This window comes from Psychroflexus sp. ALD_RP9 (assembly GCF_017311165.1).
GTDB lineage: Bacteria > Bacteroidota > Bacteroidia > Flavobacteriales > Flavobacteriaceae > Psychroflexus.
In genome coordinates this window covers 1,065,856-1,080,275 of sequence record NZ_CP062973.1, presented here as the reverse complement: position 1 = coordinate 1,080,275, position 14,420 = coordinate 1,065,856, and the positions used below count along the sequence as shown (strand labels likewise).

The following is a 14,420-nucleotide window of genomic DNA, read 5'->3' as shown; positions in this document are numbered from 1 at the left end:
TATTGTTTTTCAATAACAAATATATTAATCGTTATTGAAAAACAATAACAAATAAATAAAAATTAAAAGAAAGCTCTTAACTGAATATTCCCAGTATGAATTGTTGCATTTTGAGGTGTTTTTCTGCCTAGATAGTTAATATTAACATCTAAAAAATTACTAAGCCTTTTTTGTAAAAATAACGACCATGTAAAATTATCATCAGGCTGCAAACCTTCTAATAACTGAAAGGCAACAGGAGAATTGGCATTTCCTTCAAAAGCATTTTTTATGTATTTCAACTCACCACGTAGACTGTATTTTTGTTGGTTATTGACATTAAAACTTAAACCCAACTCATGCTGCTCTAAAAGCGCAAATTCTCCTAAACTAGTTTCAGCATTCTTAAAACTATAAAACACATCAAATTGTTTGTTTCCTGCAGGTAAATATGAAAACTTAGGCGAAATTTGTAAACCATTTATTTTAAAATTTCGATTATCAAAATTAGCTGAAGCTTGCTCACTTTGAGTAAGTTTTTGATTAAGAGTAAATAACCACAACTCTTTAATTTCATGTTGAAATTGAAGCTCGTGCAAACGGTTTAATTGACTTTGTAAACCGACAATTAATAAATTTTTACTTTCGCTGAGGTTGAAGTTATAAGTGGTGCTAAACCTGCGTAATCCTCTATTAAAAAATAAGCTATTTCTAAAAACATTATTTTGACCAATTAATTGCTCTCCCGATGAAGTAAACGGATTTAATTTAATTCCTGAACCATCGCGTTCTAATTGCTGATCAATAATTAAGCTAGTTTGATTATAAAAATGACTTAAAAACTTTAAGGGATGTTCTGAGTTAGCAAAGCGCTTAAAATCGACTTGCACCTGTTGGCTAAAACGGTTTCGGTTAGTACGCACAAAATTTTGATTAGGAAGTAAAACTCTAATATAACGTGCTTGGTCCTGAAATTGAGCAACTTCAAACTCGTTCAATTCTTGAATTTCATTAGCATTATAATCAATCCACGTATATTGTCCTTGACCTGGTTCAACTTCAACGTATGTAAAGGCTTGTCGGGCAATGTTTCCACTATTAGTTTCATAAGCTGTGGTTAAATTTAATGCCGAGTTAAACAGACTTTGTGTATAGCGTAAACGACCATTGACAGAAGTTTCGTCAGGAATATTTTGCTGGTTAAATTGTAGTTTTCTCCAGCGTCCAAATAGACTTAAATTGGTGTTTTTTTGTTTGATAAGTGTACTTTCAAGACTTAAATTATGAGACGAATTAACACGTTGTAAATTATTTTGTCGTAAACTGTCATTTTCTCGAAACGTATAAGATAACTTGCTGTAAACTTTAGTACTGTCGCCAACACCAACATAAGCCGAATAAGCTGCAAAACGTTGACTTAAATTAGAGTATTCTTGTGTTTCAACATCAAGTAATTCATTACGTTCAGTATCAAAGCTTGTACCTAACCAAGTTTTATTTAAGCTATACTCAGCTGAAGAAAACAAACGAAAGAATTCAGTTTCAAGGGATTGGCCTTCAGTTTCTAAATAACTACCGCGCGCATTAAACTGAAGTTTTTTAAATTGTGACTGAGTTGAAAAGATATGCTTTTGACCATCATAAAATTCACCAAATTGAAGCTTCTCAAAGGCATACTTAGCTTTTAACTGAGCGTTAAAATTGTAAGCACCACCGATTTTATAATAATTTTGTTTCGCATTTAAGGGCGTATCAATATTCCAATCTCGATTAAACTCAACATTGTACAAGCGTTCAATACTTTGGTAATTTTGATCAATAAAGTCAATTTCTCCCGTTAATTTCAAGTCATGTGGATTTAAAGAATCAGCCGTTAAAAGGCTTTGATTAAGTTCTACATGAGCTGCAATACCTTCATTATTTTCATCATCTAAAGTTGAAAATAAATTTTCATCATTTCGGCTAGCTGAAAGTTCAAATTTAATATCTTGATGTTCAAAGGTTTGGTAACTTCCGCTTATATTTCCAATTTGAAGCCGTGTAGGTGCAATTAAACGTATAATTGGCTCATAACTACCTTGCGGTATACCATTAATAGGAGCTACATATTCAAAAATTGTGGAGATAGCTTCTTGATCGCTAACGACATAATTACCTTGGTTTTCGCCAACATTCGTAAAGCGAACATTAAAAAGCTCGTCTTCGGGATTGTTTGAAAATACGTAAATAACTTCGCCATTTAAATTTTCTTGTTTGTACAAAATACGGTTTTCATTGTATTCTGCTGGTGTGGCACTTGGCGCAAACATCAGGCTTTGGTCGTCACCAGCCATCTGTAAAAAATTCACTTGCGTTTCGGTGAGCGACTGCTGTAAAGGTTGATTTTTTAGATCACTTTCATGATAAACTGATGCTGCTAAACGAAGTTGTTTAGTCTCTAATTGACCGCCAGTTGTAGCTATAACACGTGAAAAATTTTGTTCGGCAACTTGATACTCAACTATAATTCTCATGCGTGAGTCTATAGGATAATTAGCGTTAAAAATTACTTCACCAGCATTATAATCTATGATATAGTCGGCATTTTCACCTCGCTTAAGTTTAGTGCCATTAACAAAAACCGACTCACTTCCTGAAACAATTAAAATAAATTGTTCACCATTATTACCAACAAGTTTATATGGGCCTTGATTACCTTCTTGAGCCTGAATTTCGCTACGTTTAAACACACCGCGAACCAGAGCTGCCGCCGCAAATGCAGCATTAGAACCTTCATCATCAAAATTGGCTTTTAACCTTAAACCTTGTACACGTTTGGTGTAGGCGGCAAAGCGTGACTCAGAGTACAAATCAATATCACCAGCACGAATTGCCCAATTTTTAGCTTCAACTTCGATAAAAATTTGATCAAACTCATTTAAATTCTGAGTATATCCACCAGCTTGAGAAGGTAAATTGGCATCTCTAATAGAAGCATTTATTCGTAAATTATTTGCTAATTCACCCGAAATTTGAAGGTCTAATTCAGATTGTACTACAGCATTTTGATTATTACCAACAACTAAAGAGCGTGAAAGGTTACCTGATGTTTGTAAGCCTGAAAATGGATTTTTAAGTTTTGCTTTTGGTGTTTGTAGTTGAAGGTCAACAAGTTTTGTTTCTGTATTAGCCGAATTAGGTATGATATAACTTGAATCTACAGCGGTGGTATTTAAATAAAGTAATTTTGGGTATCGTGCATAATAAATATATAATTTTGAAGCTTTTTGAACCAAGCTTGGCTTTAACCGAAGTTCAGCTTGAGAAAAATTAACTTGATATAATTCATTTGAAACTGTTTTACCATCTAAGTATTTCAGTTGAAATTGATAAGAAGAAATGCTAACACTATCTATTTTAATGCGTTCTGCGGTGGTAATTTCCTTAGAAAAAAAGCGGTATGAAGTTTTGTCTTGCGCATAAGTGTTGCACATGATAAAACTTAAAAGTAAGCCTAAAAATAACCGCATTTTAGTTAGCATCGCTTTATAGTACCAAATATTCCATAAAATAAGACAAATAAACAGTTTTTAATTGCTTTTCTCTTCGTTAAAAAAATGAAACCTAGCTTAGGCTATGCTTAATTTTTTTGCCTCGATTAAGACAATTATAATTCAATTTCTTTTTATCTCATTTCATAGAATACTTGGTATAAGAACGAAAATACGGTTTATCAAGTATTGACCTTACAAAAAATCGATTTGAAAATTTAAACGCCTTTGTAAACTTTAGTTTTTTGCTTTTTAAGTTGTAGCTATCATAAAGTTAGTTACAACTTTTTCAGATAATTGTTATTGACCAATTGTTGTTTCAAAAAGTTTTAAAATGCGCTTATACTCATCTGTCCAACTAGTTGGTTGAGTAAAACCGTGACCTTCAATTGGAAAAACAGCCATTTCCCAATTTTCTTTTTTTAATTCAATTAAGCGTTGTGCTAGCCTCACCACATCTTGAAAATGCACGTTTGTATCTACCATACCGTGAGCGATTAATAATGGGTCTTCTAAACCTTCAGCAAAGTAAATAGGTGATGAACGCCTGTAGGCTATTGGGTCTAGATGAGGCTCATTTAATATATTTTTGGTGTAGGTATGATTGTAATGCGCCCAATCGGTTACAGAACGTAAAGCTGCTCCTGCAGCAAAACTTTCAGCTTCGTTAAATAATGCCATTAAAGTGATAAAGCCACCATAGCTTCCGCCGTAAATGCCAATTTTATCAGGGTTAATATTGTAATTTTCAACTAAATATTTAGCACCATCAACATGGTCATCCAGATCTTTTCCGCCCATGTGACGGTAAATTCCTGTTCGCCAATCACGCCCATAGCCAGCGCTTCCTCGATAATCTATATCTAATACGGTGTAACCTAAATCAGCTAAAAGGTTATGAAACATATATTCTCTAAAATAGCTAGACCACCAATGGTGGGCATTTTGTAAGTAGCCAGCACCATGCACAAAAATAACAGCAGCATTGTTAGCTTGCTCAGTTTTTGGTTGGTATAATCTTGCGTATGGTTTTTGACCATCTTGCGCTGTGAATTGAATTAATTTTGGTGTTCGCCAATTATAAGCTTTAAACGCGTCAGACTGCCCATCAGTAAGCTTTTTTGCTTTAGCATTCGAGCGATTGCGTTTTAAATACAACTCCCAAGGCGTATTTGAATTAGAATATCTAATGGCTAAGTATTTTTCGTCTGGAGATAAGCTCACTTCGTTGCGACCTTTCATTTGGGTAAGTTGTTTTTGTTCTCCACCAAAAACTGGCATTTGGTAATAGTGGCGTTCGCCAGGATGTATTTTTGATGAAGTGAAGTACCAATGTTTACCGTTCTTAGAGAGTTTCGGATTAAACACTTCATATTCACCTTTGGTTAAAGCAGTTTGCTGTTTGTTGTAGGTATTATGAAGGTATAAGTGTGAAAACCCACTTGCTTCAGATTGGTAATAAATGTGTTGGTGGTCTGGCAACCAACCTAAAATACCGCCATTGTAATAAGCATTTATTCCTGGGCCACCAATCCAAGCTTCGTCATGTTGATGGTCTAATACTTCTAATTGTCCAGTTTTTAAATTAATTAAACTGATGTAGCGATCTTTGTTATCTTGTGTTCTAATATCTACCACAGCTTGTTTTGAGTTACCTGAAAAATAAACTTCAGAATAGGTAACAGGTCTTGGGTCTTCTTTCCATTCGCGATTAGGGTAATCTTTTGTGTATTTAGGTAATTGCGAAATTTCAGGTAAGTTGGTTGGGTCTATTTTTGTAACTTTATGTGTTTTGGTATGATAAAGATACAAGGCTGTTTTACGATCTTGATCGCCAACTTTAGATCGGGCTGGCAAGTTTTTAGTATAACCTGAGGCATCAATAAAATCAGGAACTGAAGTCATTTTACTAGAACTTGGCACATAAGTTTGAAAGCTAATGTAATGTCCATCTTTACTGATATTAAAATTGTAAGCACGTTCATTGCCTAAATAAAAGGGTTTTACAGAAGTATTGTTTTGTTCACGATAAGTTTTACGAGATTCTTTAGCTTTTACTTGTTGTTGAACTTCAGCGAGTAACTTTAAATTCTCTGACCTTAACCAGGCTTCTTTTTCGCTAGACTGCGCTTGATCTTGAGGTGCTTTTCCTTCAGTTAAAAAACTTAATTGTTTTACTTGAAAATTTTCTAGTTCTAGTTTAAATACATTTCCATCTATTACAAAACCGATAGCATTGTTAGTTAAAAATTGAGGCGAAGAAATGCGTTGAGGTAAGTCTAACAATAATTTTTGTTGATTTTTTTTAATCACATAATGAAATAAATTGCCATTACGTGTAAATACTTTTTCAGTATGGTTAGCGTTTGTAGTAGCGTTTTGTGGTATAAGTTGAGATGCATCTGCTGGATTGACTTCAGTGATGATTTCTTGCTTTAAACTGAACGAATACAAAGAATCGGTTTCATTTTGTTCTGGATTATAATTAAAGTAAATCTTTTCAGATTGTTGACCCCAATTTATGTCACTCGGGAAATAGCCCATCCAATTAGGGTTTTGCATAATTTTTTCTACGCTTAAAGGTGTTTGCGCTTGGGTTAAACAAACGGCCAAAAATAGAATGTACCAGAACTGCTTCATGAGATTTTATTTAAAAATGAAGGCTTAAAAATACGCAAAGCGATTATATTTAAGCAAAATTTAAATTATGACATCAAAAACAGCTTTTCGTTTAATTATAATGATTGTGTTTTGTGCCAATCAGTTAAGTTTTAGTCAGCATAAACAAGCTTATCAGCTCTATAATTCAAATGGCGAAAAATTTGACTACAAAAAAATGATTGATAGTTTAGCTGCTGCTGATGTTGTCCTCTTCGGAGAGTTTCATAATAGTGCTGTAGCGCATTGGCTACAAATTGAAGTAACTAAAGATTTACACCAAAATAACTTAAATATGGTGTTAGGTGCAGAAATGTTTGAAGCCGACCAACAACCTGCCGTTAATGCTTATTTAAGCAAGGAACTAAATGAGAAACAACTTAGAGATAGCATTAAATTATGGCCAAATTTTAAAACTGATTACAAACCCTTATTAGATTTTGCTCAGCAAAATAAACTTGACTTTATTGCGACTAATATTCCGCGAAGATTTGCCAACGATGTTTATAAAAAAGGAGGCTTTTCAAGTCTTGATCGTTTAACCCCAAAGCAGCTAAAATGGGTTGCGCCACGTCCAATTAAATTTGATCCAGAATTACCTGGCTATAAAGCTATGCTTGAAATGATGGGTGATCATGCAAGTATAGATATGGTAAAAGCCCAAGCGATTAAAGACGCTACGATGGCGCATTTTATTTTAGAAAACACACAAATCAATCAAATTTTCCTACATTTTAATGGAAGTTATCATTCTAATAATTTTGATGGAATTTATTGGTACCTCAAACAACATCAACCTGAAATGAACATTCTTACTATTACAACTGTTGAGCAAGCTAATATTAACCAGCTTGATGCTGAAAACAAACAACTGGCTAATTTTATTATTTGTGTAGATGAAGATGTCACGAAAACTTATTAAAAGTATTGTTTGATATATCATTTCTAGCGTAATTTTGCGCGCCATCTTTTTAATTGATGGTGTAATATAAATGACAAAGCCTTTACTTTCTGAGTTAGTTTCAGCTGAAACCAATTCAACTTACGAAGCCATTATTAATGATTTACAATTGAAGCACTTCAGTTGTGTAGACCATTTTTTTAAACCAGAGTTGATATATCAACTTCGGCAACAATTACTTGACAAATATCAACAAGACGATTTAAAAAAAGCAGCAATTGGTAATCGCACAAACGAAACGATTATTAACTCTATACGTGGCGATTATATTCAATGGATTAATCACCAATCTAAAAACACCATTGAAGCGGCTTTTTTTAATAAAATTAATCACTTTATAGAATACCTCAACCGTACTTGTTTTATGGGGATATTACATCGTGAATTTCACTATGCCGTATATCCTGAAGGCACATTTTATAAACGGCATTTAGACAGCTTTCAAAGTGATCAACGCCGAAAATTATCGATGGTTTTGTATTTAAATGATCATCACTGGAGCATTAAAAATGGCGGTGAATTAGTTATTTATACCCACCAAAACACTACTGAAACAATTATTCCAAAACCAGGAAGACTAGTCGTTTTTGAAAGCCAGTTGCTCGAACATGAAGTTAAAACAGTTAATAGCGGAAAGCGACTTAGTATTACAGGTTGGCTAAAAACACGTTAAGCATCAAATTGAATTGAGCTTAATTTTTTATACAACCCATTTTCTTGTTGAAGCAAATCTTCATGTGTACCTTTTTCTATAATTTGCCCATTTTCGAGGACCAAAATTTGATCAGCATTTTTTATGGTTGAAAGGCGATGCGCAATAACAATCGAGGTTCGGTTTTTCATTAATTGGTCTAAGGCTTCTTGAACCAATTTTTCAGATTCAGAATCGAGAGAGCTTGTGGCTTCATCTAAAATTAAAAGTTTAGGGTTTTTAAGTACAGCCCTAGCAATTGCTACGCGTTGTCGTTGGCCACCAGATAATTGTACGCCGCGTTCACCAACTAAAGTGTTGTATTGGTCAGGAAAACCCATAATAAATTCATGTGCGTTGGCACTTTTAGCAGCGTCAATTACTTCATTTTTGCTTGCATTTGGTTTCCCATAAGCAATATTTTCAAAGATGCTGCCGCCAAATAACAACACATCTTGAGGAACTATAGCCATTTGTGAACGTAATTCATGTAAACCATAGCTTGAAGCTGGTTTGCCATCAAATAAAATTTCACCTTTTTGAGGCTCATAAAATCGTAAAACAAGCGATGCTAAAGTTGACTTCCCTGAGCCACTCGGGCCAGCAATAGCAATTGTTTCTCCAGAATTGGCTTTAAAACTAACGGAAGATAACACAGGAAATTGAGCTCTTGACGGATAAGCAAAATTAACCTGATTGAATTCAATTTTACCAGTGATGCCTTTTTCAGATTCTGTTGAAGTTTCTATAGATTCAGGAGTCTCATCAATTAAATCAAATACGCGTTCAGTAGCACCAATTGCTTTTTGTATTTGTGCGTATTGAATGGGCAAACCACCAATTGAAGCACCTACAAAAATGGTATATAAAATAAAAGTGACTAAATCTGCCTGACTTAAATCGCCAGTATTTTGCAATTTAACAGCCTGCCAAACCAGAAGTACAATGGCACCAAAAATGCAAAAAATGATAAAAGATGAAAATGCACCACGAGCCAAACCACCTTTAATGGCTATTGATTTAATCTCATTAACTGATATTTTATAGCGTTTAATTTCGAACCATTCGTTTGTAAAACTTTTAACGTTACTGATACCTTGTAAACTTTCACCTACAATAGTGTTAGATTCAGCGACTTTATCTTGTGCTGCTTTTGATAATTTTTTAATGAATTTTCCAAAAAAAACAGCGATAATAGCAAAAACAGGAATGGTTGCTAACATTAATAAGGATAATTCTACAGAGGTAAAAAACAGTGCTACAATTCCACCAACGACAATAATACTTTGGCGTAAAAACTCAGCTAAACCTGTGGTAAATGTATCTTGAATTTGTGAAATATCGGCGGCAACACGAGAGTTTAACTCGTTAACTTGTCGGCTTGAAAAAAACTGCATAGGCATTTTAATCAAGTTATTGTAGGTGTCTTGCCTGATTGCTGAAAGCATGTTTTCGGTAACATTCACAAACAAAACGACTCTAAAAAAAGAAAACACAGCTTGAGCTGTAAATAGGCCTAAGAGAATTAATCCCATTCGGTTGATATCCTCTACAGAAAAATCGGCAGTTTGAATTAAGTCTCCCATTAATTTTGGAAACAATAAGGCTGTAACACCAGTTAGTCCAAGAAAAATCATTCCTATGATTAATTTCCACTTATGCGGGCCGATATACCTAAATAGTCGTAATGAGCGTTTTAGGTTGCTAGCACTAAGTTTAACTTTTGGAAGATCGTTTTGAGGTTTTCTTTTCGCCATAAATAAAGCTACATTAAAAGTGCAAATTTAAATTTTCAATTCAACTATTAAGATAAAGTACACTTAAAACTTCATTAATCTGCTTTTAATGCTTGCTGTGTTATTGTAGTTAAGTAAACTAGGTTTGTTAACTAATTAAGATGTTAAAACATAAGAATTGTTATTTTTTTGTTTTTATTTTAATTATTTTGAGATAAATTAACTTAAAATTAAATATTATGGCAATTAAAAATTTTCAAGCACAACACATCGGCGAAGTTAATGCTAAGGCTGAGAAAATTAGTGTTGCTGATTGTATGACTAAAGCTGTAGTTATTGTAGAAGAAGGTCAATCGATTATCGAAGTGGTAGAACAGCTTACAAAACATCGTATATCTGGTGCACCAGTTGTAAATCAAGATAGACGTTTAACAGGTGTAATTTCTGAAGGTGACTGTATTAAGCAAATCTCAGATAGTCGGTATTACAATATGCCAATGGAACAAACTAAGGTTGAAAATTACATGACTAAAAACCCTGAAACTATAACACCTGATGTTAATTTATTCGATGCTGCTCAGAAATTTATAAACACTAAGTTTAGGCGCTTTCCTGTAGTCGATAATGGAGAAATAGTAGGCGTTCTAAGTCAAAAAGATGTATTGAGAACAGCCTTACTCCTTAAAGGCTATAATTGGAAATCTTAATTTAAAACCGGTAACCCAATAAAAGTCCACCTCTAAAAAAGCTGTCTGGTGTTTTTTTTGTGTTAAATGTAAATAATCCGCCACCAATATTTATTTGAATGAGAATATTATATTGTGTTAACCATTTATAGCCTGTCATTAATCCAAGGCCAAAGTTAGACCAGTTTCCTATTTTTTCACTTTCAGTTAAATTAATAAACCTAAATCGCTCACCTAGGCTAAATTGACTGAAGGCTTCTATGAAAATGCCAGTGTGAGACATTGTAGGCTGATGAGAGTACAAATAGTTGCGATAAAATAAACCTAAAGAAAATTCTTCTTGGTAATTATTGTTAATTTCGTTATTTAAATTTTTATACATATAGGTACCAATACTTTGCTCTTTGTCTAGTAAATACTCATAATTAAACTCAATTGAAGGTGTAACAAGTGCTTCAAAACCATCAAAACTAAGTTCATGAAACCTAGTGCTATTAACTTCAACCGAAGTAGAATCTTGCGCACGTATGCTTATACTCAGTAATAAGCTGCAAAGTCCTAGAATTAATTTAAAATTTAGATACCTCAAATTTTCACATCATTAAAATTGCCTGACATTATAACTTAAAAGTTGATGTATTATTTTAATAAAACAGATTTTGTGCCACTCGATAGGTATTGGCGTGTGCTTCAATAATATGTTTAATATCTTTAGAATAGCCGCCGCCCATGCTAATTTCAACAGGGATGTTGTGGGTTTTACACAAGTTTAAAACGTATTCGTCGCGTTTTTTGCAGCCTTGAATACTACAACCGAGTTTTCCTAACTTGTCTGTTGCTAAAATATCGACGCCCGATAGATAGAAGATAAAATCTGGTTGAAGTTTATTAATGAGTTGAGGTAAATGCGCTTCTAAAGTAGATAAAAATTGATCGTCATTAGTGTCGTTTTTTAAAGCAATATCAAGATTTGAAGTTTCTTTCTTAAAAGGGTAATTGCTTTTGCCATGCATTGAAAATGTGTAAACACGATTATCGTTTTCAAAAATTTGGGCAGTACCGTTGCCTTGATGCACATCTAAGTCAATAATTAAAATTTGTTTAGCTAAGTTGTTGTTTAACAGGTAATAAGCAGCAACCGCTTGATCGTTAATCATGCAAAAAGCCTCACCATGATCTCGATAAGCGTGGTGAGTACCGCCTGCAATATTCATAGCAATGCCATTTTTTAATGCAAAGTTGCAGGCTTGAATGGTGCCGTTAGTAATTAGGCGTTCCCGCTCAACAAGTTCTGCGGATAACGGAAAACCAATTTTACGGGCTTTTCTTGGCTCTATATCTAGATTGTATAGGTTTGTAATATAGGCTTCATCGTGCGCCTGTTTGATATATATTTCGTGTTCTGGCAATATTTGAGGCTCAAAAAAATGATCCTTTTCGCAAGTTCCTTCGTGTAATAATTGCTTAGGAAGCAAATCATATTTTTCCATTGGGAAACGATGTCCTTCTGGTAAAGGATGCTTATAAATTGGATGGAATGCTATTTTAAGCATATTGATTTTTGTGCTCAAATTTCATAAAAAAGCGAACTTTAGACTTTTAATTCTTGATAATTTTATGGTAAAATTTGTGAAGACATATTAGTAAGGCTTTAGAAACTCAATCTTTAATTTTAGAAATGCTTTCCCATATTTTAGAAAGTTTTACAAAATAGATATTAAATGTAAAACGATATTTACACACCTAACTAAAACAACTAACCAATCTTTATGATAAATGCCGACGCTTTATTGGTCGGCATTTTATTGATTCTATTTTATATAATTACCTCATCAGCAGCACCTAAAAGTTCAAAGTCGATGTTACGTTTAATTAAATCGGCTTTTTTTACGCGAACGTAGACTTCATCACCTAGTTGGTACATAGTTTTTGTGCGTCGGCCAATTACAGCATAATGCTCTTGGTTAAAGTCGTAATGATCTCCTTTAATATCCCGTAAACGTACCATTCCTTCGCATTTGTTTTCGATAATCTCAACAAAAATTCCAAAGTCAGTTACACCAGAAATCACACCTAAAAACTCAGTTTCTTCATGGTTTTGAATAAACTTGACTTGCATGTATTTAATAGAATCGCGTTCGGCATTTGTAGCCAATTTTTCCATTTCGCTAGCATGTTTACACTTATCTTCGTATTCGGTTTCACTTACTGATTTTCCTTGATCAAGATAATGTTGTAATAAACGGTGAGCCATGACATCTGGATATCGCCTTATCGGAGATGTAAAATGCGAGTAGTAATCGAAAGCTAAGCCGTAATGCCCAATATTTTGGGTTGAATAATAGGCTTTACTCATGGTACGAATGGTTAAAGTATCAACTAGGTTTTGTTCTTTTTTACCTTGTACATCGTTTAATAATGTATTTAATGTATGGGCAATATTTTTACTGTTTTTAAAATTTAAGTTATAACCAAATTTAGAAACGACAGTATTTAAGGTCTCTAATTTTTCATCATCTGGTTCGTCGTGGCAGCGGTAAACAAAGGTTTTTTTAGTTTTTTGTTTACCAATAAATTCAGACACCTTTCTGTTGGCTAAGAGCATAAATTCTTCAATAAGCTTATTGGCATCTTTAGAAGTTTTAAAATGAACACCTAAAGGCGAGTTATCTTCACTTAAATTAAATTTTACTTCAACTTTATCAAATGATATGGCGCCATTATTCATACGTTTTAAACGCATTTTTTTAGCGAGTTGATCAAGTTGTAAAACGGCTTGAACAATTTCTTTTTTAACTGTATAAGCTTTTTTAGTAAGGCTTATTTGCGGTGGTATTTGGCCCGATGTTGTTTCAATGATATGTTGGGCTTCTTCATAAGCAAAGCGTGCATCAGAATAGGTTACTGTTCTGCCAAACCATTCATTAACAATTTTTGTGTCTGGTGTAATTTCAAAAACAGCCGAAAAGGTATATTTTTCTTCATTTGGTCGAAGCGAACATGCGCCATTAGATAAAACTTCAGGTAACATTGGCACAACTCTGTCGACTAGATAGATAGAGGTTGCTCTTTTAAAAGCTTCTTCGTCTAAAATTGTATCAGGTTGCACATAATGGGCAACATCGGCAATATGAATACCTATCTCGAAATTACCGTTTTCAAGTGGTTTAAAGCTTAGTGCATCATCAAAGTCTTTGGCGTCAGTAGGATCTATTGTAAAGGTAAGTGTGTCGCGCATATCACGGCGCTTTTTAATTTCTTCAGGGCTAATTTTAGTATCAATTTGGTCTGCAAAAGCTTCAACCTCTGGTGGGAATTTTTCTGGTAAGCCATAATCGGCTAAAATGGCGTGCATTTCGGTATTATGCTCGCCAGGTTTTCCTAAAACTTCTGTAATTTCTCCTGTTGGAGAATCGCTATCTTCTTTCCATTCAAGTAAGCTAACTTTAACCAATAAACCATCATCTGCGCCGTTAAAATGATCTTTAGAAACGAAAATATCGGTGTACATTTTTGGGTTTTGCACAATAACAAACCCGAAATGGTTTTGCTTTTGGAGTACACCAACAAAGTCTGTTTTATGGCGATTAAGTATGCCTATAATCTCACCTTCAGACTTAGATTGTTCTCTTTTTTTAAATACAAAAACTTCAACTTCGTCTCCATCTAAGGCACGGTTAAGGTTTTTTTGTTCAATATGGATGTCATGTTCTAGTTCATCTACAATAACGTAGGCATTTCCACGAGTTGTCATGTCTACTTTACCGGTATATAAATGGTCTTTAATATTTAAGCTAAAACGGTGTTTATCATCCTGCTGCAGTTGGCCTTTAGCCGTTAATTGCCCTAAAAGTCTAATTAATCGGTTTCGGGTTTTGGTATCTTTAATATTTAATAAATCGGCAATTTGGTTAAAGCTGTAAGATTTGTCGCGATGTTGGCGAAAAAAACTTAATACTTTTTGACTAAATTTAGGAGAGTTGTGGGTTGATTTTGTTTTTGATTGTCGTCGTTTTTTCTTACTCATAGTTTAATTTAAACGCTGCTAAGTTAGTATTTAATATTTTGATGCTAAATGTGCTGCAATAAATCTTTGTTAAGTTAAAATGAACACTTGATGATTTAATAACAATAAACCCCTAAAAAGTGTTAAAAATTTTGTAAATTTGGTTAAAATTA

9 protein-coding genes are annotated in these 14,420 nt (G+C 33.7%); 3 read left to right on the top strand and 6 right to left on the bottom strand.

Features of this window, described 5'->3' with window-relative positions; genetic code table 11:
* Window positions 1–62: 62 nt before the first annotated feature.
* Together IMZ30_RS05095 and IMZ30_RS05090 are read right to left on the bottom strand one after the other, a co-directional pair.
* Entirely contained in the window at window positions 63–3,488 is a 3,426-nt protein-coding gene (locus IMZ30_RS05095) for a hypothetical protein (protein WP_207039454.1), read from the bottom strand.
* A 321-nt stretch (window positions 3,489–3,809) separates the two neighbouring features.
* Entirely contained in the window at window positions 3,810–6,149 is a 2,340-nt protein-coding gene (locus IMZ30_RS05090) for a S9 family peptidase (RefSeq protein ID WP_207039453.1), read from the bottom strand.
* A gap of 67 nt (window positions 6,150–6,216) precedes the next feature.
* On the opposite strand from IMZ30_RS05090, the gene IMZ30_RS05085 reads away from it, so the two are divergent.
* Both IMZ30_RS05085 and IMZ30_RS05080 read left to right on the top strand, forming a co-directional pair.
* Window positions 6,217–7,089 (top strand): ChaN family lipoprotein, encoded by an 873-nt coding sequence (locus IMZ30_RS05085; RefSeq protein ID WP_207039452.1) that lies wholly within the window; start codon window positions 6,217–6,219, stop codon window positions 7,087–7,089.
* A gap of 70 nt (window positions 7,090–7,159) precedes the next feature.
* Window positions 7,160–7,801 carry a 2OG-Fe(II) oxygenase gene (locus IMZ30_RS05080; protein WP_207039451.1) on the top strand — a complete coding sequence of 214 codons (642 nt, stop codon included), beginning with the start codon at window positions 7,160–7,162 and terminating at the stop codon, window positions 7,799–7,801.
* Here the strand turns inward: IMZ30_RS05080 and IMZ30_RS05075 are convergent.
* The gene (locus IMZ30_RS05075; RefSeq protein WP_207039449.1) at window positions 7,798–9,576 is read right to left on the bottom strand and encodes an ABC transporter ATP-binding protein; all 1,779 of its coding nucleotides are present in this window, start codon (window positions 9,574–9,576) and stop codon (window positions 7,798–7,800) included. The genes IMZ30_RS05080 and IMZ30_RS05075 overlap by 4 nt on opposite strands.
* A 218-nt stretch (window positions 9,577–9,794) precedes the next feature.
* Here IMZ30_RS05075 and IMZ30_RS05070 point away from each other — a divergent pair, with 218 nt between their 5' ends.
* Window positions 9,795–10,262 carry a CBS domain-containing protein gene (locus IMZ30_RS05070; protein WP_207039448.1) on the top strand — a complete coding sequence of 156 codons (468 nt, stop codon included), beginning with the start codon at window positions 9,795–9,797 and terminating at the stop codon, window positions 10,260–10,262.
* Between the two features lies 1 nt (window position 10,263).
* Here the strand turns inward: IMZ30_RS05070 and IMZ30_RS05065 are convergent, their stop codons facing one another.
* The 3 genes from IMZ30_RS05065 to rnr all read right to left on the bottom strand — a co-directional run bounded on the left by IMZ30_RS05065 (window position 10,264) and on the right by rnr (window position 14,268).
* The gene (locus IMZ30_RS05065) at window positions 10,264–10,830 is read right to left on the bottom strand and encodes a hypothetical protein (protein WP_207039447.1); all 567 of its coding nucleotides are present in this window, start codon (window positions 10,828–10,830) and stop codon (window positions 10,264–10,266) included.
* 55 nt (window positions 10,831–10,885) lie between these two features.
* Window positions 10,886–11,794 carry a histone deacetylase gene (locus tag IMZ30_RS05060; RefSeq protein ID WP_207039446.1) on the bottom strand — a complete coding sequence of 303 codons (909 nt, stop codon included), beginning with the start codon at window positions 11,792–11,794 and terminating at the stop codon, window positions 10,886–10,888.
* Window positions 11,795–12,057: 263 nt separating this feature from the next.
* Entirely contained in the window at window positions 12,058–14,268 is a 2,211-nt protein-coding gene (rnr, locus tag IMZ30_RS05055) for a ribonuclease R (protein ID WP_207039445.1), read from the bottom strand.
* Between the last annotated feature and the right edge of the window lie 152 nt (window positions 14,269–14,420).